General features: G+C 33.2%; 18 protein-coding genes and 1 pseudogene. 10 read left to right on the top strand and 9 right to left on the bottom strand.

Translation table 11 applies throughout. From position 1 onward, the window contains the following. Positions 1–75: 75 nt before the first annotated feature. From Q4Q34_RS07205 to Q4Q34_RS07220, 4 genes are all read right to left on the bottom strand, one after another. Entirely contained in the window at positions 76–1,080 is a 1,005-nt protein-coding gene (locus Q4Q34_RS07205) for a DUF4837 family protein (RefSeq protein WP_303316586.1), read from the bottom strand. Between the two features lie 115 nt (positions 1,081–1,195). Further along, on the bottom strand, positions 1,196–2,749 hold the full coding sequence (locus Q4Q34_RS07210) for a LysM peptidoglycan-binding domain-containing protein (RefSeq protein WP_303316587.1): 1,554 nt from the start codon (positions 2,747–2,749) through the stop codon (positions 1,196–1,198). An 80-nt stretch (positions 2,750–2,829) separates the two neighbouring features. Beyond that, on the bottom strand, positions 2,830–4,017 hold the full coding sequence (locus tag Q4Q34_RS07215; protein ID WP_303316588.1) for a phosphoglycerate kinase: 1,188 nt from the start codon (positions 4,015–4,017) through the stop codon (positions 2,830–2,832). Positions 4,018–4,301: 284 nt separating this feature from the next. After that, entirely contained in the window at positions 4,302–5,357 is a 1,056-nt protein-coding gene (locus Q4Q34_RS07220; protein WP_303316589.1) for a DUF2652 domain-containing protein, read from the bottom strand. A gap of 197 nt (positions 5,358–5,554) precedes the next feature. Here Q4Q34_RS07220 and Q4Q34_RS07225 point away from each other — a divergent pair, with 197 nt between their 5' ends. Beyond that, positions 5,555–6,709, top strand: coding sequence for a DNA polymerase III subunit (locus Q4Q34_RS07225; RefSeq protein ID WP_303316590.1), 1,155 nt, complete (start codon positions 5,555–5,557; stop codon positions 6,707–6,709). A gap of 309 nt (positions 6,710–7,018) precedes the next feature. On the opposite strand, the gene Q4Q34_RS07230 is transcribed toward Q4Q34_RS07225, so the two are convergent. Then, on the bottom strand, positions 7,019–7,588 hold the full coding sequence (locus Q4Q34_RS07230; RefSeq protein WP_303316591.1) for a hypothetical protein: 570 nt from the start codon (positions 7,586–7,588) through the stop codon (positions 7,019–7,021). 22 nt (positions 7,589–7,610) lie between these two features. Then, on the bottom strand, positions 7,611–7,961 hold the full coding sequence (locus Q4Q34_RS07235; RefSeq protein WP_303316592.1) for a hypothetical protein: 351 nt from the start codon (positions 7,959–7,961) through the stop codon (positions 7,611–7,613). A 73-nt stretch (positions 7,962–8,034) separates the two neighbouring features. On the opposite strand from Q4Q34_RS07235, the pseudogene dinD reads away from it, so the two are divergent. Both dinD and Q4Q34_RS07245 read left to right on the top strand, forming a co-directional pair. Continuing rightward, positions 8,035–8,875 (top strand): annotated as a pseudogene (dinD, locus tag Q4Q34_RS07240) (DNA damage-inducible protein D). A gap of 172 nt (positions 8,876–9,047) precedes the next feature. Then, entirely contained in the window at positions 9,048–9,479 is a 432-nt protein-coding gene (locus tag Q4Q34_RS07245; RefSeq protein ID WP_303316594.1) for a hypothetical protein, read from the top strand. 192 nt (positions 9,480–9,671) lie between these two features. On the opposite strand, the gene Q4Q34_RS07250 is transcribed toward Q4Q34_RS07245, so the two are convergent. The 3 genes from Q4Q34_RS07250 to Q4Q34_RS07260 form a co-directional block, all read right to left on the bottom strand. Beyond that, positions 9,672–10,043 carry a helix-turn-helix domain-containing protein gene (locus tag Q4Q34_RS07250; protein WP_303316595.1) on the bottom strand — a complete coding sequence of 124 codons (372 nt, stop codon included), beginning with the start codon at positions 10,041–10,043 and terminating at the stop codon, positions 9,672–9,674. Positions 10,044–10,281: 238 nt separating this feature from the next. Continuing rightward, positions 10,282–10,536: a helix-turn-helix domain-containing protein gene (locus Q4Q34_RS07255; RefSeq protein WP_303316596.1), complete on the bottom strand. Its 255-nt coding sequence runs from the start codon at positions 10,534–10,536 to the stop codon at positions 10,282–10,284. Between the two features lie 27 nt (positions 10,537–10,563). Further along, a complete protein-coding gene (locus tag Q4Q34_RS07260; protein ID WP_303316597.1) occupies positions 10,564–11,022 on the bottom strand; it encodes a helix-turn-helix domain-containing protein in 459 nt (152 codons plus the stop codon). A gap of 356 nt (positions 11,023–11,378) precedes the next feature. On the opposite strand from Q4Q34_RS07260, the gene Q4Q34_RS07265 reads away from it, so the two are divergent. The 7 genes from Q4Q34_RS07265 to Q4Q34_RS07295 all read left to right on the top strand — a co-directional run bounded on the left by Q4Q34_RS07265 (position 11,379) and on the right by Q4Q34_RS07295 (position 23,985). After that, positions 11,379–11,711 carry a hypothetical protein gene (locus Q4Q34_RS07265; RefSeq protein WP_303316598.1) on the top strand — a complete coding sequence of 111 codons (333 nt, stop codon included), beginning with the start codon at positions 11,379–11,381 and terminating at the stop codon, positions 11,709–11,711. Between the two features lie 294 nt (positions 11,712–12,005). Further along, entirely contained in the window at positions 12,006–14,249 is a 2,244-nt protein-coding gene (locus Q4Q34_RS07270) for a ribonuclease R family protein (protein WP_303316599.1), read from the top strand. A gap of 268 nt (positions 14,250–14,517) precedes the next feature. Continuing rightward, positions 14,518–15,192 (top strand): head GIN domain-containing protein, encoded by a 675-nt coding sequence (locus tag Q4Q34_RS07275; protein ID WP_303316600.1) that lies wholly within the window; start codon positions 14,518–14,520, stop codon positions 15,190–15,192. 144 nt (positions 15,193–15,336) lie between these two features. Beyond that, positions 15,337–18,141, top strand: coding sequence for a helix-turn-helix and ligand-binding sensor domain-containing protein (locus Q4Q34_RS07280; RefSeq protein ID WP_303316601.1), 2,805 nt, complete (start codon positions 15,337–15,339; stop codon positions 18,139–18,141). Positions 18,142–18,440: 299 nt separating this feature from the next. Then, a complete protein-coding gene (locus tag Q4Q34_RS07285; protein WP_303316602.1) occupies positions 18,441–21,620 on the top strand; it encodes a glycoside hydrolase family 2 TIM barrel-domain containing protein in 3,180 nt (1,059 codons plus the stop codon). Between the two features lie 13 nt (positions 21,621–21,633). Then, complete coding sequence (locus Q4Q34_RS07290) at positions 21,634–23,109, top strand: Ig-like domain-containing protein (protein ID WP_303316603.1); 1,476 nt, start codon at positions 21,634–21,636, stop codon at positions 23,107–23,109. 33 nt (positions 23,110–23,142) lie between these two features. Next, positions 23,143–23,985 carry a glycoside hydrolase family 16 protein gene (locus tag Q4Q34_RS07295; RefSeq protein ID WP_303316604.1) on the top strand — a complete coding sequence of 281 codons (843 nt, stop codon included), beginning with the start codon at positions 23,143–23,145 and terminating at the stop codon, positions 23,983–23,985. The last annotated feature ends 9 nt before the right edge of the window (positions 23,986–23,994 follow it).

Below are 23,994 nucleotides of genomic sequence, written 5' to 3' on the forward strand. Positions count from 1 at the left end.
ACTTTTTAGACAAATAAAAAAGACCTGTACATTCAGGTCTTTTTTTATTTAAAAACTTATTTGTTAACCTATAACCTAATCCATTTTAACAGATTTAATAATAGCTTCAAGTTCTAGCATATAGTTTCGCTTCTCAACCGACGGTGAAAATATAAATCCTTCAATACCTATCCACCGTTTGTTTACTTTATCTTCAATCGTATAATTAATGAATGGCCCTCCCATAAAATCATTGGTTAACTCCCAAAGGCCTTTGGTTTCGAATGCAGGTTTATTATCTAAAATTGTTTCACCATGAAAAGGTGCATAAGCGTCTTCTGTTACCATAAAAGAACTAATGGGATTTCCATCAGTACCTAGAGTTTCATCTAATCGACCTTTAAAATAAGCCTTACCTATAGAGTCTCTAATTTTTATGATCTGTATTGCTGTACTATCATCCCTTTTTAAAGCATCAAAAGGTAATTCATAAATCATTAAATGCGAATGCCCTGTTGTAATGTCTTTTCTAAACCAGAAGAAATTATCAGCTTCTTTAGCAACATTATAAATAGACGGAAATTGAATTGTTAATCCCAATTTTTCTTTAACTGAAGTAAACTTGTGTGGCGATTTACTCATTTGACGCTGTCTTTCGGCTATCTCTTCGTTCCTAAAAGTTGTTATTATCTTCACTTCATTTTGAGTAATCAAATCAATAACCTCTTGTTTGGTTTTACCAGAAACCACTATAACCTTTTGGGGTTTGGCATATACATCCTTTAAAACCTTAAGACCAGCATCTTTATTCATTTCTATTTTTAAAACGGTTCTGTTTTTAGTTACAAAACCAGAAAAAACAGCTGGTGGTATTTGACTAATAGTAAATGTGGGTTCATCTTGTGGTAAACCATAAATTGGTTTGGTTAGCACTGTTCTTATTGTTTCCCCAATATTACCATTCCATAGCTCATTATCGACAACTACAGAAACATTGTTTATGCTCCCCGAAGAATCTAAAAGAAATTTTTCATTCGAAGATTTTTTATCTCCACAAGAAAAAAAGAATAATAGCGATGCAAAAAAAAGAATATGTTTCATCTGTTTAAATTTTTATTGTTTTTATAGGTCAGATGTAATTCGCCAATAATCATTTCGGTTGGTGTCAACTTATTTATTATGGCTCATTTCATGATGGCTTTCATTTTTATTGGAATTAACCTTTTGATATCTTAAGTTTCATTCCTGGTTTTAATTTATTACTGCTAATACCGTTCCAATCTTTAATGTTTTGGACAGAAACCCCAGGAAATTTTTGTGAGATCGTCCATAATGAATCGCCATCTTCTACAACATAGGTTATTACATCGCCAGAAATAGGTGTAACTTTTACTGGTTTTTTTACTGCTATTGGTGGAGCAACGTATGGTTTCCTCGGATAAATAGTTAAGCGCTGTCCTATTTTTAAATTATTACTTCTTAAGCCATTCCATTTTTTAATATCACTAACCCTAACACCATATCTTCTGGAGATTTTCCCTAAATAATCACCAGACCTTACTTTATATCGTACTCTATCGGTCGCATTGAAAAACTGAGGTAATGGTTTTTCTCGTGCATCAAATTCGGCCTTGGCAAACGCATAAATTTTTTCTTCATTATTTACAAAATCACCTATAACATCAATAGGTAGCCTTAAAACATAATTTTCTCCTTTAATAATTGGAATGATATCCAATTTATATGATGGATTTAAAAATTGAAGTTCTTCAATAGGCGTGCCAGTAACTTCGGACACCTGATCTAAAGTAATCATATGTTTTACTCTAATGGTATCTGTTTCAAAATAGGCTACTTCTGGTTTAGGTTGTTTAAATCCGTGTTCTTTTGCATATTCAAAAATATACATATTGGCTAAAAATGCAGGTAAGTATCCTGCTGTTTCGCGAGGTAAATTATGTCTTATATTCCAATAATTCTGATAACCCCCAGAGCGCCTAATTGCTTTGGTAACATTTCCAGGTCCCGAATTATATGCCGCTAAAGCTAAATCCCAATCACCAAAAATCTCATAAAGTTTTGATAAATATTTTGCTGCTGCTTCTGTCGATTTTATAGGATCGCTACGCTCATCGACATAACTACTTACATCTAACTCATACATTTTTCCTGTACTAAACATAAATTGCCATAATCCTGTGGCACCAACTCTAGATTTGGCTCTGGGTTTAAGAGCAGATTCTACAATGGCCAAATACTTTATTTCTAGAGGGATATCATGATTATCCATTTCCCGCTCAAACATAGGGAAGTAAAAAGCACTCAATGTAATTAGTTTTTGAATGGACTTTCTTCTATGTTTTAAATATGATTTAATAACACTTTCTAATGCAGGATTATATGCTACATTAAAAGGTGTTCTGGCATCCAATTCTTTTAAGCGTGCCTTAAGTGTATCGGTATGTAGTTCTGGGTAATCAACTTCATCAAAAGTTAATTCTGTAACAGATTTATATATGGTATCGAACAATGTGTTATTATACAACTCTTCAAACCATTTTTCATCAAATTTTGCGGCAAGCTCATGGTCTTCAAGTGCTTTTATTGAAGTACTATCTACAATTACTTTAATGGGGTTAATAGTGCGCGATTTCCCATCAATCAAAGAGTCTTTAATTTGCTCTTTTTGTGAGGAAACAGAATCTTTAACTTGAGCAAAACAAGTTCCAATATTTAGGAGTATAATAACTATAAAAAAACGAAAAGCCATAAAATCTATTCAGGTAATTATTGAACGATACTATGGCTAAAATCGTATTTTTTAAGCTAATCTGAAAGCTTAATTGAATATTATTCTAAAATGGCAGCTATTCCTGGTAATGTTTTACCTTCTAAGCTTTCAAGCATGGCACCACCACCAGTGCTAACATAACTTACTTTGTTTTCGAATCCAAATTGTTTTACAGCAGCAACAGAGTCACCTCCTCCAACTAAAGAAAATGCACCATTTTTAGTAGCCTCTGCAATAGAATTTCCTAATTCTATTGTTCCTCCGGCAAAGCTTTCCATTTCAAAAACGCCTAATGGACCATTCCATAGTATGGTTTTAGATTGCATTACAATATCATGAAATTGTGCTCTCGATTTTGGCCCCGCATCAACACCTTCCCAACCGTCAGGAATATTGTCTATGTCTAAAGTTTGTGTATTGGCATCGTTACTAAAATCATCGGCAGCAATCACATCTACAGGAATGTGTACCTGTACATTTTTCTCTTTTGCTTGTTTCAAGATCTCTAAAGCCAATGGCATTTTATCATCTTCGCAAATAGAGTTACCTATTTTTCCTCCTTGTGCTTTAACAAAGGTAAACGACATACCACCTCCAATAATTAAATGGTCTACTTTATCTAAAATATTCTCTATAATCGTGATTTTAGAGGATACTTTAGCACCTCCTAGTATTGCTAAAACTGGTTTTTCTCCAGTTTTCATAACTTTTTCAATACTTTCTATTTCTTGTGCTAATAGGCTTCCAAAACATTTATGCTCTGGAAAAAACTCTGCAACAATAGTTGTAGATGCATGAGCTCTATGGGCTGTACCAAAAGCATCATTTACATATATGTCTCCTAATTTAGACAGTTTCTCTGCAAAGTCTTTATCTCCGGCTGTTTCTTCTTTATAAAAACGTAGGTTTTCTAATAGTAAAATCTGTCCAGGTTCTAAACTAGCAGCAGCAGCTTCAACCTCAGCTCCAACACAATCTTTCACAAACTTTACTTCTACACCTAAAATGTCTTCAACTTTTTCTGCAATATGACCTAATGAAAAGGCATCTTGAAACCCTTTTGGACGTCCTAAATGAGACATTAAAATACAGCTTCCGCCGTCTTCTAAAATTTTAACAATAGTTGGTTTAGCAGATACAATTCTTGTAGCATCTGTTACTTCAAAGTTTTCATTTAAAGGCACATTAAAATCTACGCGAATTAGTGCTTTTTTGTTTTCAAAATTAAAATCGTTAAGCGTTTTCATTGGTTCGTATTTTATTATTTTTTATTATCGAATGTCATATTTACGTCAAGTCTATTTAAGTACCGAACATAAACATTTCATTCATGTTTATTTTATGCTTTTCAACTATTTAACACACAAATGTAACTAATTAAAAACAGCTATAAAACCTGTTTTTTCACGAAAACGATATAGCTTGCGAAGATTATTAATAAATTGATTTATTATACCTATTTAACTTTGAAATAGCACATATAAATCGTTTCTTTTTTGTCTACTCTTCGTTAAAAAATAATAGGTATCCTTTACTTTTTTGTTGAAAAGCCAGAGTCTATGAGGTGAGTAAGCTCTTTAATATTTTCCAGAATAATTTTCTTTATATTTTTTTTCATAAGCCATTTCATAAAAATTCCGAAAGGTTTAAAATCTGCAAAAACTTCAACTCGAAGCTTTGTATAACCCTCTTCTGTTTCCTCCAGAATAAAATAGTTATTCATACGCTTGGTAAATGGTACATTGGTTGTAGATTCACCATAGACTAATTGGTTTTTGTTTACTGTTTTCTTAACGGTAGTTTGCTCTATTTGCTCGTTTTTATTTACTAAACATTTATGTTTTTGACCCGCACGATTCACTTTATTTTTCTCATATTCTAGTTTATTAACACCCTTTGTCCAAAGCAGTCTATAATCAAAATTACTAATCACTTCATAAAGTTCTAAAGCAGGGATTTTTACCAATTGAGTTTCATCAAATAATTTATGCTTAGGAACATTATTGGGAATGGGTTCAATTTCCGGAAGTTTCTCTTTTAAATGCGATAACGGATTGTAAGTAAAAGTTATAGAACCAAAATCATACGCTGCAATTAGCTTATTCTTTTCATTTACAGGGCGAACACTTTCAGTAAAAATGGCATATTCTTTTAATGGCACGTCATTTTTAAGCAGACGATGGATTTGTATCACATGGCTTCCATATGGTTTTTTAGAGTCTTTAACTTCTATAAATTCAATTTCGCCATAGTGAACAACAAACTTGATTTTTAAATTATACGCAGAAGAACAGGCGCCACAATGACAAATACGTTGGTATTCGTACCGTTTAATATGCGCATGAAACGCTAAATACATAGCTTCAATTTGCTTTTCAAGAGCTGAAACATCAACCTGACTATCAAGTTTATACATAAATAAGGCATCACCTTCAATTTCAGCCAACTCCAAGCCCATTGTATTCGTGTCAATCAACAATTCTAATAGCTCGGAAACTATGTGCCTGCTATGACTAATATCTGTATGATGCACAAATTCTGTAAATCCAGAAATATCAGGAATAAAAAGAATAGCGTTTTGAGTCATTTTTATAATCTAAGTTTAAAGCACTTCATTGAATATATAAAAATAAGTCGATTTATTTTGTGTTTATTACAACATTATGTTAAATACAGAAAAGTATTCTTGTCACAAAAAATCATTTATAAAAATAGATAAGACTATTCACTTTACTTATCGTTTCTGTGCTTTAACATCTAATAAAAAATGTGTAGGTTTGTTTTATGCTTTTTGAGGATGTTTTAGGTCAGGATCATATTAAAAATCATTTAACACAAAGTGTTGATAATGGTAGAATTCCGCATGCCCAATTATTTGTTGGAAATGAAGGTAGTGGCACACTACCAATGGCATTGGCTTATGCCCAGTATATTTTATGTTCGAATACTGGTGGAAAAAACACAACAGGAAACGACGCTTGTAATTTAAAGTTTAAAAATTTATCGCATCCCGATTTACATTTTGCTTTTCCGGTAACTACCAGCGACAAGGCAAAAAGTCATCCGGTTTCCAGTATTTATCTAGAAGAGTGGCGTCAGTTATTAAAAGAACAACCTTACGGAAACCTGTTTGATTGGTATAAATTGCTTGGTGTAGACAATAAGCAAGGACAAATAGGTGTAGACGAAGCCCACAAAATTGTAAAATCTCTAACTTTAAAATCTTACGAAGGTGGTTATAAAGTCATGCTTATATGGATGGCAGAAAAGATGAATACGGCTTGTGCCAACAAACTTTTAAAACTTATAGAAGAGCCTCCAAATAAAACCATTTTTATTCTTATTGCAGAAGATGAAGAGCAAATAATTAATACGATTAGGTCTCGTTGTCAAATTTTACATTTTCCGCCATTGGCAGAAGATGTAATAAAAGAAGCTTTAGTTAAAAATTATGGCTTAGACATGTCTGTTGCAACCAAAATTGCACATCAATCCAATGGAAATTACAATAAAGCCTGTGATTTAGTTTATCAGGATTCTGAAGATTTACAATTTGAAGAATGGTTTATTTTCTGGATTAGAAGTGCCTTTAAAGCCAAAGGGAATAAAGCAGCCATACACGATCTTATTTCTTGGAGCGAAGACATAGCCAAAACAGGAAGGGAAACACAAAAGCAGTTTTTACATTTTTGCTTAGATTTTTTTAGACAGGCATTACTGCTAAATTATAATGCTACAGACCTGGTTTTTTTAGAACCTAAAACTCCAAAATTTAAGTTAGAAAATTTTGCGCCTTTTGTACATGGTAATAATGTTTTAGATATTAGCGATGAGCTTCAAGACGCTATTTACCATATTGAACGTAATGGTAATTCTAAAATTATCTTAACAGATTTATCTATTAAACTTACCCGATTACTTCATAAAAAGCCTTCTTAACAACATGTTAAGTATTCTAAAAACAATGCGGTTACATATCAATAATTTCCAAACGCGTGTAGATTAACCTGATTATTCCATATCATAATCAAACTCAACCTCAAAACTAAATAATTCCCCGCTAACGCTAGTTTAAAAACTAGTGGCGGTAAAGACTAATAGGTAGGAGTAAGAAAAAAATAAGTAATATGGTTATTTGTTTCGTGCCACCAGTTGCAAACTGGCGGGAGCGTAGGAATAAATACTCTTTTTACGAAGTAATGACAAGAAGTTTATATTATGTGATTTTTAATGATATATGAGAGTAAGCTATTCCTCTCTAAGAGTTGTGTCATTGTTAGAAAGTATCAATCTAAACCTAGGATTAAACCTATTTTTCGAATTTTGGGTCTTGGATTGTTCTATAGGAGCTGACTTCTTAGTATATATAAGGTTCGCATTTTCTGCTATATCTTTAATAGGTTCGCTTTTTAAATTATTATTATTAGGGGTTAAGTCCACCCAATCATCATCATTCAACAGCTCATCCTCACTAAATGTAGCTAAGTCATAATCTACCGATGGAAATTGAAAAAACATATCTATTATTTCATCAGTAAATAACTTGTTCTGATATGAACTAGAAAAGTATTGAAATGGTTTTGCGAATTCAGGATGAAGGTCATGGAAAGAAGGTATATGCCATATCGATTCGCCTTTACTATTCTTTAGTTTTTTTTGGAATTCTCTCTTGATATAAATAGCACTAGTAAATGAAACCCCATACATTTCGGGGTTGTAAGAAGTATTATTTGTTATTTTTTCTATTGCCTTTTGAGAGGTTAAACTATTATACAGAAAGTAAAGAGGGTACCCCTTCTTACCATGAGCATAGTCCACTAATCGGTCTATTTGATCAATGTTATCTCGTCGGTGTGATATCTGTGCAGGAGCTACCAGAATACATAAGTTTTGCCTGAATTGGAAAAAATAAAAATCCTCCATTCACTTTTATATAACATTCAATGTCATTACCGTTTGCTTTTTCTGATTTAGCTTCAAATAATTTCATACCGTGATTTGAAATATCTGAAGCCAAGGCTAGATGATGAAGAATATCTTGAGTAATAGTTGTTTCATATATCTTAAATCCTTTCCTGCTTCTTGCAAATGCAATACGATTCCAAACATTAATGGAAATCATACTAAGGATTTTTGATATATCCTTGCCTGCATATAATTTCTGGATTTCCTCTGTTATTGCATTGTTCATTTCAATTTTATTGATGTTATCAACGAAGATAAAATGATCTCTAAAATATGATAAAAATTCGTATTTTCACGATATGAAATCAGAAATAATTAAATCGCTTTCAAATAATTTTGAAGATCACTCTCAAACAACCGAAAACGGAATAGAATTTTGGTTTGCTAGAGATATTCAACATCTTTTAGGATATTCTGAATGGAGAAATTTCCAAAAAGTTATAATAAAAGCAAAAACTTCCTGCGAAGCAACTGGGAATAATGTTTTAAACCATTTTGTTAACGTCAACAAAATGGTTAAACTTGGTTCAGGTAGCGAACGAGAGATTGATGATATAATGCTTACAAGATACGCTTGTTATTTAATTGCTCAAAATGGTGACCCAAGAAAAGAACAAATTGCATTTGCACAGAATTATTTTGCTGTTCAAACTAGAAAACTAGAAGTAATTGAAAAGCGAATTAAAGATTGGGAAAGATTACAGGCTCGGCAAAAACTTACTCTTTCTGAAAAAGAATTGTCTGAACTTATTTATGAGCAAACAGGAAATGATAGAAATTTTGGAATAATTAGAAGCAAAGGAGACCAAGCATTATTTGGAAAAACTACCCAACAAATGAAAAATAAATTAGGTGTCCCTAAAGGTCGTGCATTAGCTGATTTTTTACCAACAATTACTATAAAAGCAAAAGATTTTGCAACAGAAATTACTGTTTTTAACACAAAAGACAAAGGATTAAAAACTGAAAGACAAATTTCAGCTGAACATATAACAAATAACCGTGGAGTTAGAGGTATATTGCTAAAAAGGGGAATCAAACCTGAAGAACTACCACCTGAAGAAGATATTAAAAAAACTGGAAAGAAGAGTGAATTCTGAAACAAAAAAGCTCGGTAAAAGCCCAGATAAGCTGAAATAAAAAACACTACACACAAAAATGCTATAAGCAATTGCTTGTTATCCCCCGATTTCATCGGCTGATTTTCATACTGAAAATCAATCTCACAAAATCGCAATTATTCACAGGAAACCATTGTGCGTAATTTAACGCAACCTAATTCGAATTTAAGCATCTATTAAAAAATAGAATTATGAAAAAACTGATTTATCTTTTCATTCTGACTTTAGGGATAATTTCTTGTAGTTCTGACGATAAAACAGAAATTGACAATTCCAATATTATTGGGAAATGGAATTGGACAAATACTGACGGTGGAATTGCATTTCACATTCACGAAACACCAGAATCGTTAGGAGTAACTCTTTATTTGATTTTAAATAGAAACTACAGTTATTCTATTTTAGAAAATGGAACTGAAATATCAAATGGAACTTATCAGTTAATACAAAAAGAATCAAATTTGACAAATGAATTGGAAACATTTATAACTTATTCTGGTAACTTTCAGCAACCTCAAGGAATTATTTTGTCAGGAATGATTAATTCTTATGATAATAATAAACTTGGAATATCTCAAGATTTTCCAGACGGAATTGGAAGTGGATTTGAAAAAACTGATTAAAAAACTACACCTCCACTACCGCTAGTTTAAAAACTAGTGGCGGTAAAGACTAATAGGTAGGAGTAAGAAAAAAATAAGTAATATGGTTATTTGTTTCGTGCCACCAGTTGCAAACTGGCGGGAGCGGGGTCATAATCAAACAACTGAATAGATCAATAATCAACATCGCTCTTCGAAGTTTAGTATGATAATTTAGCTCTTTTTCTTTAGCAAATCATATTTGTTCGAGATCGTTGTTTTCAAAAAAGTATAATAGTCTCTTTTGTCTTGAGTAAGCTTACTTTCGAGCTTTAAAGATTCTTCTACTATAGATAATAAATCATCTTTACTTTTTAAAATGAATAAGCTACTAAAATCAACATCTAATTGTTGGCTTATAAAATATATCTTATCCCAACCACTAATGTTTTCAAATCTTTCAACTCTTCCCACCATAGTTGGGTTTGAGCCTAACATTAAAGAAAGATTATGCTGAGATAGGCCTTTCTTCAATCTTGCCAGCCTTAGAACACATCCTATTTGAATATTTAAAAGATGTAATTCTATTTCACCGTACTTTCTCATATTGTAAAATTTGAAAAAATAGCTTAGTTTATTCGATACAAATTTGTAATGAATAAACTAAGCTATATTGTCATCAATTATGTAATTTTGCGATTCTTCAAATAAAATATATGAAGCATTCGCTTTGAATCTCGCGCTAGAAAACTGGTAATTTTACAGGAACGAGAAGATAAGTAAGATGCTCACGTCCTTGGGCGTTACATATCAATAATTTCCAAACACATGTAGATTAACCTGATTATTCCATATCATAATCAAACTCAACCTCAAAACTGAATAATTCTTTAGGGTGTACATTTAAGCCTTTAGACAATTCCAGCAATGAAGATAATTGGATATTTCTTTTCCCTTTTTCAATTTTACTAATATCACTATAATCTATATTGCAACGAGTAGCTAATTGTCTAAAAATTAAACTTTTAGAGTCTCTAATTCTTTTTAAGTTTTTTCCGAATAAGATTTTAAAATTATCCTTTTCTGTTTCACTGCTCATGATGTAGATTTCATAGCGGTTTTTCTGCTATTTTTCTATAACAGTCATATATTTTAATTCGCCTTCTTTCCATTGTTCAATTTCATCTTCATTTAACGGTGTAATAGATATGGGACTATATCTCCTAAGTATCTTACCATTTTTATCAAGTTTATGTTTACTTGAATATGATTTAGATTCTTCATAAACAACTCGTACTAAATCATTTTCATAAACTTTGTCTGGAAATAAATCTCTATAGGATTTTAACCCAAGAGCTATTGCTACTCTACCTAACATCCGAATATTATATTTGGCATGATCTTTAGGGTTCTCAATTTTACCCATGTAACCTTCAGATACTCCAATTTTGTGAGCTAAAGCTACTTGACCTACATATGGCTTTGATTTTGCCCTTAATTCAATCACTCTTTCAATTATATGATAATCTAAATATGATATTATGATTTCAAAACGCATTCTTAAGTATAATATATAAGCAATCACGTGCTTTTATTAAGGATTTGCACATACATATATGGTTGTGTTATTTTTTTTAATATATTTGTGTCAAATAATATATATTTGCGATTCTTCGTATAGAAAATATTTGAAGCTGTCGCTTAGAGTCTCTGAATTGAAAACTGGTAATTTTTGCAAAGAGATGATAAGTAGATTTGCTCACGTACCCGGGCGTGGGCTCTCTTATCTTTGCAAGGTATACCAGTACCCCAATTCAGGTAAGTTGAGTTCCACGCCCTTTTTGTTTCCATACATCATAGGCTATGGTGAGGTCTTTACCTCATCCTTAAGGCAACTAAACTTTAAATTTTATTAACCAATAAAAAAGTAACATTATTGTTATGGAAAAAACAGTAGCCGATTTATTACCAGATACTTTTGTAATGCCGCCCTATGCTGTTATAGTCACGCTTATTTCATTGTTGAACAGCTCTGGCTTATCAGATAGCGTTGTAAAACATTGTATAACGGGGCTAAAGATTATCACCATTATGCACCTGTGCAAAAACCACGATATAGAAATCGATATTCTAGAGAAGAAGCATTTCGATGCGTTCTTTGAGAAACTTCCACAAACATATTATAACAACAGGGAACTGATTACAGAAATTATGATTATTGAAAATATTGACCAATGCGTTAAGGCCAATAAAATACTAAGTGTTGATAGCTAGAGCCAAACAACACCGCTTCTCAGGTGTTTTTGGCTCTTTTCATTCCTGCGATTTATGCTGAACTTGTTTCAGTAAGGCAGGAATCTCATAAATGGAACTTGTAATTAAGAGAAAAGCACACTATTTTAACGCTCTAGAAACCTTTTCTTTTTTATTGCATAACGTAGAAAAAATACGGTTAAATATTTTAAATGTAACTTTGCACAAAACTTAATGCAAATCTTCACCACTCAATTAAGTTTAAAACAACTAACTCCTATTACTTTATGGGAACGATTATGAATTAAATTATAAATGACAAGAAAGAAAAAAAGGAAATCGAAAAAAGGAATTTCCAACCTAACAAATACCATTCTAAGTATTTTAAAAAAAGATAGAAACCAATCATTCAACTATAAACAAATTGCTGCAAAACTTGGTGTTAACGATGCCAGTAGCAGAAATCAAATTATAAAGACCTTAGCCAAACTTGCTGCCAAACAAGAGATTATACAGGTAGATCGAGGAAAATTTAAAGCAGTTATTAATACAGAGTACCATACAGGTATTTTAGATTTATCTGCCAAAGGGTCTGGCTATGTTATCTGTGATGCGTTTGATGACGATATTTTTATAGCATCCAATAATATTAATAAAGCATTAAATGGCGATGAAGTAGAGTTCTATGTATATAAACGTAGAAAAAGAGGGAAATTTGAAGGCGAGATAACCAATATTATAAAACGCGATAAAAGTGAGTATGTTGGCGTAATTCAGATCCATAGCAACTATGCTTTTGTAATTGCCGATAGTACAAAAATGTATAAAGATATTTTTGTGCCAATTAACAAAACCTTTAAAGCCGAAGATGGCGACAAAGTATTGGTAAAACTTGAAGATTGGCCAGAAAACGCCGACTCCCCTTACGGAAAAGTAATTCAAGTACTTGGTAAACCCGGAGATCATAATACAGAAATCCATTCCATTTTAGCAGAATACGGATTACCACATGAATTTCCGGAAGAAGTAGAAGCTTTTGCTAATAAATTAGATACCTCTATTACTGCCGAAGAAATCTCTAAACGTAGAGACATGCGTAAAGACTTAACCTTTACAATTGATCCTAAAGATGCAAAAGATTTTGATGATGCACTATCTTTTGAAATCTTAGATAATGGATTGTATGAAATAGGTATTCATATTGCAGATGTATCTCACTATTTACAAGAAGGCACTGTTTTAGATGATGAAGCTTATGAACGTGCTACCTCTGTTTATTTAGTAGACAGGGTTGTGCCTATGCTTCCCGAAGTATTATCGAACAAAGCATGTTCATTACGCCCACATGAAGAGAAATACACTTTTTCTGCAGTATTTCAAATGAATGACAAATGCGAAATTAAAAACGAATGGTTTGGTCGTACAGTAACTTACAGTGATGCCCGTTATGCTTATGAAGAAGCACAAGCTATTATAGAAAATAATATAGGACTTGCCGTTCCTGCCAAAGCAGGAATCCACAACATTAACGAAATTAACAATACCATACCAAAAGAAGTATCACTTACGGGAAAAGAATATCAAACCCCTAAAGAAATAGCACAAGCTATTTTAAAAATGGACAAACTGGCAAAAACTATGCGTCAAAAACGTATGAGTTCTGGCGCTATTTCTTTTGATAAAGTAGAAGTTAAATTCAACTTAGACCAACAAAGTAACCCAGTAGGTGTATTTTTTAAAACCAGTAAAGATGCCAATAAACTTATAGAAGAGTTTATGTTATTGGCAAACCGAAAAGTATCAGAATTTATTGGAAAAAAAGACCCTAAAAAAACGTTTGTCTATCGTGTACACGACGAGCCAGACGACAGTAAATTAGCCAATTTGCAGGGTATAGTATCTAAATTTGGTTACAAACTTAATTTTAAAGATCGAAAAACAACATCAGCATCACTTAATAATTTGCTCAAAGAAATTAATGGTAAAAAGGAACAAAACCTTGTTGATACTTTAGCAATACGAAGTATGAGCAAAGCTGAATATACCACACACAACGTTGGGCATTACGGTTTGGCATTCGATTATTACAGCCATTTTACATCGCCAATCCGTAGGTATCCAGATGTGATGGCACACCGTTTATTACAGCATTATTTAGATGGTGGTAAATCTGTAAGCGAAGAAACCTACGAAGATAAATGTAACCATTCGAGTGCAATGGAAAACCTCGCTACTAAAGCAGAACGGGATTCTATAAAATACATGCAAATTAAATTTATGCAAGACCATAAGGATGATGAATTTGTAGGTGTTATTTCTGGTGTGACCGATTGGGGAATTTATGTAGAAATTATCTCTAATAAATGTGAAGGCATGGTAAGTGTTCGAGATATGAAAGACGATCATTACGCATTTGACCAAGACCAGTACGCCATGGTTGGCAGAAACACCAAAATAATGTATCAACTTGGAGATGAGGTTATTGTTAAAGTTAAAAACACAGATTTAGTTAAAAAACATCTTGATTTTAATTTAGTAGGTAAAAACGAAGCAGAATAATTAAATACATTCTTTTGTAACAATTATTATAACCTTTAAACTAATAATAAAATACCTCGGAGCAAGCTCATGGGGCATTCAATAGATACTGCAGTAAAAATTATTTAATCGAAAAGAACCTTGACTTTTGCCTTCGAAGGAAAAAATGAAACGAGCGAAACAACTCTCTGCCTCTAGAGTAGTTCGTTTCAAAAATTCTTTTATTTTTTAAAAAAGGAATAATTATTGATAACTTTACGTTTAAATCAAAAAACTTAAAAATTCATACATGAAACGTCTAGTAGTAATATTAACAATTTTAGTTTCTACAATAGCAGTAGCGCAAAAACCAATAGAAAAGTCAATTGGAGAATTTACACATCTAAAAGTATATGATTTAATAGACCTTGAACTCATTAAATCTGATAGTGATAGAATCGTTATTACAGGAAAAAACAATAAAGATGTTCTTGTAAATAATAAAAACGGAACACTAAAAATTAAAATGAAACTCGAAGAAGCATTCGACGGTAATAAAACAAAAGTACAACTATACTATACGGCAATAGATGTTATTGATGTTAATGAAGGTGCAAAAGTGTCTTCTAAAGAGACTATCGAACAATTTGAAATAGATTTGAACGCACAAGAAGGCGGAAAAATAGTAGTAAATTTGGATGTAAAATATGCTAACATTAGATCGGTTACAGGCGCTACTATTGAAACTACAGGAACTGCAAAACACCAGGATATATCCATTTACACAGGAGGTATTTATGATGGTGAAGATCTTAAAACAGAATTTACCGATGTTTCTATAAGAATTGCAGGGAAAGCATATGTTCGTGCAAAAACCTTAGTAAACGCTAAGATAAGAGCAGGAGGAGATATCTTTATCTATGGAAACCCAGAACGCGTCGATGAAAGTAGAGTACTAGGTGGTAGAATAAAGCGCATGAAATAAATGTCTTTCTTTTTTTAAAATAAGAAACCCGCTCCTGTAGCGGGTTTCTTGTTAAAAAACATTTTGCCCACCCATACAAAAACCATACAATAACTCTTACAAGTGTTATTTTTAGTATCTTAGCAATACAACAAATGGCATTTTTTGAGACGACTCGGTTTTTTGTTTTTCAGTATCCCTCTTTGGGTATGTAGTTTTCTACACTCACAAGAACACCCTCCTATTGAAATTTTTTCACCAAAAGATTATGGTGCCGAAACTCAAAATTGGTCCATTTCTCAATCTAAAGAAAATTACATTTACGTAGCTAATAATAAAGGGCTCCTTGAATTTAATGGGGCAAATTGGCAATTATATCTATCGCCTAACGAAACCATAATAAGATCCGTTAATGTTATAGAAAATTTAATATATACAGGCAGTAATAGAGAATTTGGATATTGGCAACGAAATGAATTTGGACTATTATACTATACTTCATTATCAAAAAAATTAAAGATAGATTTTTTAGAAGACGAAGAATTCTGGAATATTATAAGTATAGACGATTATATATTATTTCAATCTTTAAAAAGAATCTATATTTATAACAAAACCGATACTTCCTATAGTATTATAGATTCTGAAACTATTATCTACAAAATATTTAAAGTTGATGAAACTATTTATTACCAGAAAACCAAAGATGGTATATACAAAATCGAAAATGGCGAATCAAAATTAGTTTCAAATCACATAATCCTTAAAGAAAATAGACTAGTAAATGTTTTTATTAAAGACGATAAACTTTTAATAGAAACAGAAAATAATGGTTTTTATATCCTAAATAATGGAATCCTTTCTAAATGGGATATCTCTGCAAACAAAAAACTATCAGAGGTTAGTGTATTCCGTAGCATTCAGTTAAAAGACAATAGTTTTATATTAGGAACCAGATCTAATGGTATTTTACATCTAACTCCAGACGGTAGCATTGATTATAATATAAACACATTTCATGGACTAAGTAATAATACCGTGCATGGGGTTTTTGAAGACGTAGAAAACAATATCTGGTTAGCCTTAGAAAATGGCATTAATTGTATAAACATTAAGTCTCCATTTAGAATTTATCCCGATGAAAAAGGGAAAATAGGAACTATATATACGACTTCCGTTTTTAACGGTAATTTATATTTAGGAACCAATCAGGGATTATTTTATAAGCCTTTGGAGACACAAGAAAATTTCAAAGGGGTTGAAGGGGTTCAAGAAGCTGTTTGGAGTTTAACTATAATAGATAATACATTGTTTTGTGGGCACGACACAGGAACCTCTGTTATAAATAACAACATAGCTGAAAAAATTAAAGGTATACAACAAGGTACTTGGGACATAAAATCAATTAACAAAACAGATTTACTATTACAAGGTAATTATGACGGTTTATACATCCTTCAGAAAATTAATAACAAATGGGTGTTTAGAAATAAGATAGACGGTTTTGACCTATCAAGTAAATTCTTTGAGCTTTACAATAATCAAATTTTTGTAAGCCACGAATATAAAGGTGTTTTTAAAATTGATGTAGACAAAAATTTCACAAAAGCTCTAAGCATTATAAAAGATCCAGATCTTGGAAAAGAACTAAACTCCAGCATTACTAAATACAATAATAAACTATTATACATTTATAAAGAAGGTGTTTTAGAGTATCATACAGAAATTAATAAATTTTTAAAAGACACTGTTTTAAGTACACTTTTCTCAAAAGAAGATTATACTTCAGGGAGGCTAGAATTTAACAAAGAAACTAATACTTTATGGAGCTTTTCTAGAAGTAATCTTAATTATATCTCTCCAAGCAAATTAAGTAATGCCCTAAAGGTTAACAGGATCCCTTTTTCCAAATCATTGCCGCGAGGTTTAACAGGTTACGAAAACATATCCTTTCTATATAACCAGAAGTATTTAATAGGAACCTCAACAGGTTTTGTTGTTTTAGACCTAGACAAAATATCTAATATGCCTTATGAGATTTCAATTAATTCAATCACCAAACACAGCATCTCCAATACTTGGGAAACCGTAAATAAAAATATTAATGGAAATTTTAAAAATAAGGACAACAATATAGAGTTCTCCTTTAGTGTTGCAGAATTTGATAAATATCTCGATACAGAGTATCAATATCAGTTAGAAGGGATGTACCCAAACTGGAGTAATTGGTCCTCCAAACCTAAGACATTATTCGAAAATTTACCTTTTGGCGATTATACATTTAATGTAAGAGCAAAGGTAGGTAATGCCCTTACTAAAAATGTAGCTTCCTATCGTTTCAATATAGAAAGACCATGGTATCTTTCTAATATCATGATAGCAGCATATGTTATTTTTGTTTTATTGTTTTCATTAATGATGCACCATATTTACAAACGTTATTACAGAAAACAAAGAGAAGCATTACTACAAAAAACCAAACGAGAACTAGAATTAAAGGAGCTTGCAAATAGGCAACAACTCATGAGTTTTAACAATGAAAAATTAAGACAAGATATAGACAACAAAAATCGTGAACTGGGTATTTCAACAATGAGCCTAATTAAAAAGAATGAGTTCTTGAATAGTTTAAAAAAGGAATTACAAAATGTTAATGACGTTAAAAATGTAAAACATGTTATTAAAATAATTGACAGAAATTTAAATAATACAGATGATTGGCATGTTTTTGAAGAAGCATTTAATAATGCAGATAAAGATTTTCTAAAAAAGATCAAACAGGAGCACCCTTCGCTTACTTCTAACGATTTAAGATTATGCACATATCTTAGGTTAAACTTATCCTCAAAAGAAATCGCTCCGTTACTCAATATTTCGCCAAGAAGCGTTGAAGTAAAACGATATAGATTACGAAAAAAGATGAATCTGCAACATGAATCTAGCTTAACAGACTATATTCTAGAAATTTAAAAACACAACACGCACCTTTTTCACCTATACAACACCACAACATTGGGGTTTTTTCTTACTTTTTATGATTTATTTTCTAGAAAGAATTTCTTAAAAAAACCTAATAAATACTGAGGTTTTAATAAAAAAACGATGTTTTTTTTATCATGTATGTTTTTTGTAGAGGTGTTTTTTGACAAGCTCGCAATTAAATAGAGTAATTTTAAAAAGCTAGAAAGTCCCTTTCAGTTCATTTACAAAATCTCCCAGTAAATGTCTCTGAATAAAAAATGACTAACTCAAATAATTTAAACGAAACTATGAAAAACAATTTTCTAAGATTAGTATTCTTCTTATTTACGGTAACTGCATTTGCACAGTCAGATAAAGTATCCGTTGTAAGTAATGATGAAGGCATGAAATTAGTTGTCAACGGAAAAGATTTCATGATTAATGGTATGAATTGGGATTACTTTCCAATTGGTACTAATTACTCCTATAGTTTGTGGAAGCAATCCGATGCTGTTATTAAAGCAGCATTAGATGCCGAAATGGGCCTATTAAAAAACATGGGGGTTAATGTAATAAGACAATACACAGGTGTTCAGCCTAAATGGATTCAATATATCTATGAAAACTATGGTATTTATACCATGCTTAATCATTCATTTGGTAGATATGGGTTAACAATCAACGGTGCTTGGGTAGCTGTGACCGATTATAGAGACCCTGCAACACAGAAGCTACTCATGTCTGAAGTTTCTCAGATGGCTGAAACATACAAAAATACTCCAGGGTTACTCCTTTTCTTATTAGGAAATGAAAATAATTACGGACTGTTTTGGGCTGGAGCCGAGACCGAAGATTTTCCAGATGAAGAAGATAAAAAAAGAGAAGTAGGTGAAAAGCGGGGAAGACCTATGTATAAATTAATGAATGATGCCGTGCTTAAAATGAAGGCAATTGATGCTTCACATCCAGTGGCCATTTGTAACGGAGATTTATTGTTTGCTGATATCGTAGCAGAAGAATGTAAAGACGTGGATATTTATGGCGTAAATATGTATCGTGGTAAATCGTTTGGAGATGCTTTTGAACGCGTTAAAAACGAATTGAATAAGCCTATCATGTTTACAGAGTTTGGTTCTGATGCCTTTAATGCCATTACAAATAAAGAGGACCAAAAGATGCAAGCCTTTTTTATGGTAGAAAACTGGAAGGAAATCTACCAAAATGCTGCCGGCTTAGGAAAAGCAGGAAATTCCATAGGAGGTTTTACATTTCAATTTAGTGATGGCTGGTGGAAGTTCGGGCAAACAAAAAACCTAGATATTCATGACACTAACGCATCCTGGGCCAATGGAGGCTATTACCTCGATTTAGAGCCAGGACAAAACAATATGAATGAGGAATGGTTTGGAATTTGTGCAAAAGGACCAACTAACGAAAGAGGTTTATACGACTTATATCCACGTGCAGCATATTACGCTTTAAAGGAAGCACACAGTTTAGATCCTTATGCTAAAGATGTCACTTCAGACTTTGTTGATAATTATTTCAACAATATAGAGCTAATGGATGCGGTACTTAGAGCCAGAGGTGATAAAGCTGCGCTAGGAGCGAACAGTGCAGGAAAAATAAGATTAAGCAATTTACGTGCGGAATTTACCACATTCAGTACAGGAGGTACTTTATTAACAACCCCAGAGACTGCAAATCCAGATGAAGAAGCATTTCCTAATCAGCTTGGTTTTGACCACATGCAATCTTATTATGTTGGTGTTGAAGGGAATCCAACCTCAAACATGAGAGCTGAAGTTAACTTCAATATTCTTGGTAATGTAGCACAAAACCCTATTAATGAGATATTTTACGAGAACGTAGGTAGGCCAATTAAAGTTACCAATACAAACGGCGAAGAAGTTATTATTACAGATAACAACAGAGTGAGGGTGTACAATGCTAAGTTTGAATGGAACTCTAAAGTGGCAGATGTAAGAGGGTTTTACAGAACCGGCCACTACCATTGGGGGTACGAAGGCGATTTCTTTGGGTTATATCCAGAAGCTAACTACGGACCAAACTTAGATATTTACAATGGTGAGATTCTGGGAATGGAGATTGATGGAAAAGGGTCTTTAAAAGGCCTTAAAGCCGCTTTTGGACCACAATTATGGTGGGGAGCAAATCCAACGGTATTATTAAAATACAGAACTCATTTTAAGCATTGGGATATTACTGGTATTTATCATAGAGATTTAGACACTAGCCTAGAATTTGATGACAATGGACTACGATTTTTAAATGCTAATCAGGTACAAAGTGGTGTTATTCCACCTTGGCCCACAGAACGTGCTACCGTAGTTTTAGAAAGAGACTTTGGAGCCTTTGGTATTTCATTAGGAGGTATCTGGGGAGGAAGTCCTCTTAACGGTAGTACATTTCAAGATGTAACAGGTGGTCCAGGGAGCTATGTAGTATATCAAGATAAAATAAACTCAGATGATAACTGGGGTGGAAAAGCCAAAATAACCTATGAAAAAGGACGGTTTAATTTCTATGCGCAAGCGGCATATATGGGATTGGTTGCCAATGGAGGCGCAGATGCTACAAGAACATTTACAGGTTGGAAACTTAAAGATTCTGGAAGTGGTAACCAAACCAATATACTTTCTGGTTTCACATACAGCATTGGAGATTGGCAAATAGCACCAAACTTCCTTTGGCAAAAACCTCTAGTAGATCCAATGCCTAATGATGTAACCGCACCAGGAAGATTAAGAAACTTTATAGACGACCCATTCGCTGTAAGAGGTAATAGAGAAACCACAGCAGGAGAATTACTCTTAACCTTCGATCCAACACCTGGATCCTGGTTTTATGAGTGGGACAATGATCGAGCGGAAGATGCAAAATTTGCTTTTAACTTAGGTTTTGTATTTAGACATCAGCCAACATCACAAGATGCGCATATTGGGTTTTTAGCAAATCGTACATTTTTTGCTTTTCCACAGGCTGCGCCAGCACAAGACCTCTGGGAATTAAGTTCTCGTGTTGTTTCTAAAGCAAGCCCAGAATTGGGCATTATTGGAAATTTTTATGGAGGTAACGCTCAGGCTAATGGTGATAGTGACAGAACCATAGAACGCTTTGGAGGGGACATCAAAATGATATACAAAAAGTGGAAGGTAGAATATGGTTTCAAGGTTAATGACTGGGGTCCTTTCGATTACCATCGTGATTTCAACTTGACATTCCCAATTCAAAATATGATTGATATTTCTACATCCATAGGTAAGCCTGATTGGTTTATCCTTCCGGATACTAAGATTGGTATCCGTGGTACTTGGCGTTCCTTAAATGAAAATTCGCCAAGATATTCGCCTACAGCTGTTCCAGCAAATACGTTTCCGGCTATACCACCAATAAGCCCTGTTGGATTTGATGATGGAAATGAATGGGAGATTAGAACATATGTACACATCAATATTGGTAAATAAAATAAGATTTAAGATGAAAAATATAACATTTACATATACAAAGATCATATGCCTTTTAGGGTTCATGTTTACAATCGTAGTAAGTTGTGAAAGAGAGTTATCTGATGAAGCCGTATTTGCAACATTCCCAAATACAGCAGAAGTTTTTACGGACGCCCCTGTTGGTTTAGGTACTAATTTTTATTTTCCTTATATCGGATCAAAAGCCACAGCCTGGACTGTAGATGATGATGTAAGTTATGAAGGTACGGCATCCATGCGTTTTGATGTCCCAAATGCTAACGATCCTGATGGAAACTTCGCAGGAGCCATCTTTAGAATAGATGGAGATGGGTCTGGTAGAGATTTGTCAGGTTTTGATGCCCTAACATTTTGGGCAAAGGCTTCTCAAGCAGTCACGATAGGAGAATTTGGTTTTGGAGAAGACTTTGGTGAAAATAAATACGTGACCACTAGAACAAATATAGACTTAACAACAAATTGGGTGAAATATGTTGTTCCTATCCCAGATCCGTCCAAACTCATTCAAGAACGTGGTCTGTTAAGATACTCAGCAGGAGGTATAGGTCCTGTAGGTAGTGAAGTAGGCTATACCTTTTGGATAGATGAAGTTAAGTTTGAAAAACTTGGAACAGTTGCACAGCCACAACCTGTTATTTTAAGCGGTCAGGATGTAGAACAACAATCTTTTAACGGCAGTCAAATAGACTTGGCAGCAAGTGGCCTTACACAAACGTTTAATGCAAATGGAAGGAATGTAACAGTAAACACAGCACCTGCCTATTTCACGTTTACGTCATCAGAGCCAAGTGTTGCCAGTGTAGATGAAAAAGGCTTGGTCACAGTTAACAGTCAAGGTACGGCAAGCATAACCGCAGTTTTGGCGGGTGTTGAAGCTAAGGGATCGTTAAAAGTAACATCCAATGGTGGTTTACAACCAGCTCCAACACCAACACTACCAGAATCCAATGTGATATCGATTTTTAGTGATGCCTATACAAATATCCCGGTTGATTTTTATAACGGAAATTTTCAGGGTCAGGGCACCACAGGTGGTGTAGCTAGTTTAGGGAATGACAATATTCTCTTATATAATAATTTCGATCAAGATTTTGGTTTTGTAACCACACAATTTGTAAACCCAACGGTAAACCTAACCAGTCAGAATAGAATACATTTTGATTTATATATCCAAGAATCAATCGACTCGGGTGATCAATTAACGGTGGAACTAGTTAATGCTGGAAGTGACGGTGTCATAGAACCTTTTGTTGATAATGGTGGTGGACTTAGTATACCTTCAAGCGAATTAACAAGTGGAACATGGATGAGCTTCGATCTATCATTGGACAATTTTACAAACCCAACAGGTGGTAATAATTTTAGCGGTGGTATTGCCAATAGAGCTCATATGGGTTCAATAACATTTGTCTCTGGACTTACACTTTCATCCATTATTGTCGATAACATATACTTCTACACAGAATAAGCTAGATACTATAAATTTTAAAAAGAAATTAAGATGACTAAAAAACATACATATAAAATAAAAGAGCTATTCATTTCAGTGCTCTTGATGGTTTCCTTTTTTGTGATATCTAGCTGTGAAACTGATGAAACACAAACTGTAGCTACGTTTACAGAACTGGTTATGGCGGATGAGTTTGACACAGATGGAGCGCCTAATTCAACCATTTGGGGGTTTGACATAGGAACAGGAGAAAACGGTTGGGGTAATAATGAATTACAATATTACACAAACCGTACAGAAAATGTTACAGTACAAAATGGTGTGCTCATTATAACGGCAAAACAAGAACAGTTTGAACAATCTTCTTATACCTCAGCAAGACTTTTAACTAAAGGAAAGTTTGAACAAACCTATGGACGTTTTGAAGCTCGTATCAGGTTGCCATATGGACAAGGTATCTGGCCTGCATTTTGGTTATTGGGAGACGATTCTAACGGTACAGAAGTTTGGCCACAAATAGGTGAAATAGATATTATGGAATATTTAGGAAATGAACCGTCCAAGATATTTGGTACCGTTCACGGTCCTGGGTATTCTGGTGGTGAATCTATAAGTAAACCATACATATTAAACAACGATAGATTCGATACAGGTTTTCACATATTCGGTATAGAATGGGGACCTGATTATATTAATTACTACGTTGATGATGTATTATATAATCAAATAACACCCGACGACGTTCCCGGAGAATGGGTGTTTAATCAAGGCCCTTTCTACATCATATTAAATGTAGCTGTTGGAGGCCAATTACCAGGTTCACCAAACGCAGAAACCGTATTCCCTCAAACCATGCTTGTAGATTATGTACGTGTTTATAATAGAAGCAACTAACTCAAAATA

The organism is Flavivirga abyssicola, from assembly GCF_030540775.2.
Lineage (GTDB): Bacteria > Bacteroidota > Bacteroidia > Flavobacteriales > Flavobacteriaceae > Flavivirga > Flavivirga abyssicola.

Bases quoted from the DNA above. Each gene is read 5' to 3' on its own strand.
- Q4Q34_RS07285 (WP_303316602.1), top strand. From the start codon at position 18,441: ATGAAAAACAATTTTCTAAGATTAGTATTCTTCTTATTTACGGTAACT.
- Q4Q34_RS07220 (WP_303316589.1), bottom strand. From the start codon at position 5,357: ATGACTCAAAACGCTATTCTTTTTATTCCTGATATTTCTGGATTTACA.
- Q4Q34_RS07290 (WP_303316603.1), top strand. From the start codon at position 21,634: ATGAAAAATATAACATTTACATATACAAAGATCATATGCCTTTTAGGG.
- Q4Q34_RS07215 (WP_303316588.1), bottom strand. From the start codon at position 4,017: ATGAAAACGCTTAACGATTTTAATTTTGAAAACAAAAAAGCACTAATT.
- Q4Q34_RS07225 (WP_303316590.1), top strand. From the start codon at position 5,555: ATGCTTTTTGAGGATGTTTTAGGTCAGGATCATATTAAAAATCATTTA.
- Q4Q34_RS07270 (WP_303316599.1), top strand. From the start codon at position 12,006: ATGACAAGAAAGAAAAAAAGGAAATCGAAAAAAGGAATTTCCAACCTA.
- Q4Q34_RS07250 (WP_303316595.1), bottom strand. From the start codon at position 10,043: ATGAGAAAGTACGGTGAAATAGAATTACATCTTTTAAATATTCAAATA.
- Q4Q34_RS07210 (WP_303316587.1), bottom strand. From the start codon at position 2,749: ATGGCTTTTCGTTTTTTTATAGTTATTATACTCCTAAATATTGGAACT.
- Q4Q34_RS07205 (WP_303316586.1), bottom strand. From the start codon at position 1,080: ATGAAACATATTCTTTTTTTTGCATCGCTATTATTCTTTTTTTCTTGT.
- Q4Q34_RS07255 (WP_303316596.1), bottom strand. From the start codon at position 10,536: ATGAGCAGTGAAACAGAAAAGGATAATTTTAAAATCTTATTCGGAAAA.
- Q4Q34_RS07295 (WP_303316604.1), top strand. From the start codon at position 23,143: ATGACTAAAAAACATACATATAAAATAAAAGAGCTATTCATTTCAGTG.
- Q4Q34_RS07245 (WP_303316594.1), top strand. From the start codon at position 9,048: ATGAAAAAACTGATTTATCTTTTCATTCTGACTTTAGGGATAATTTCT.
- Q4Q34_RS07265 (WP_303316598.1), top strand. From the start codon at position 11,379: ATGGAAAAAACAGTAGCCGATTTATTACCAGATACTTTTGTAATGCCG.
- Q4Q34_RS07235 (WP_303316592.1), bottom strand. From the start codon at position 7,961: ATGAACAATGCAATAACAGAGGAAATCCAGAAATTATATGCAGGCAAG.
- Q4Q34_RS07275 (WP_303316600.1), top strand. From the start codon at position 14,518: ATGAAACGTCTAGTAGTAATATTAACAATTTTAGTTTCTACAATAGCA.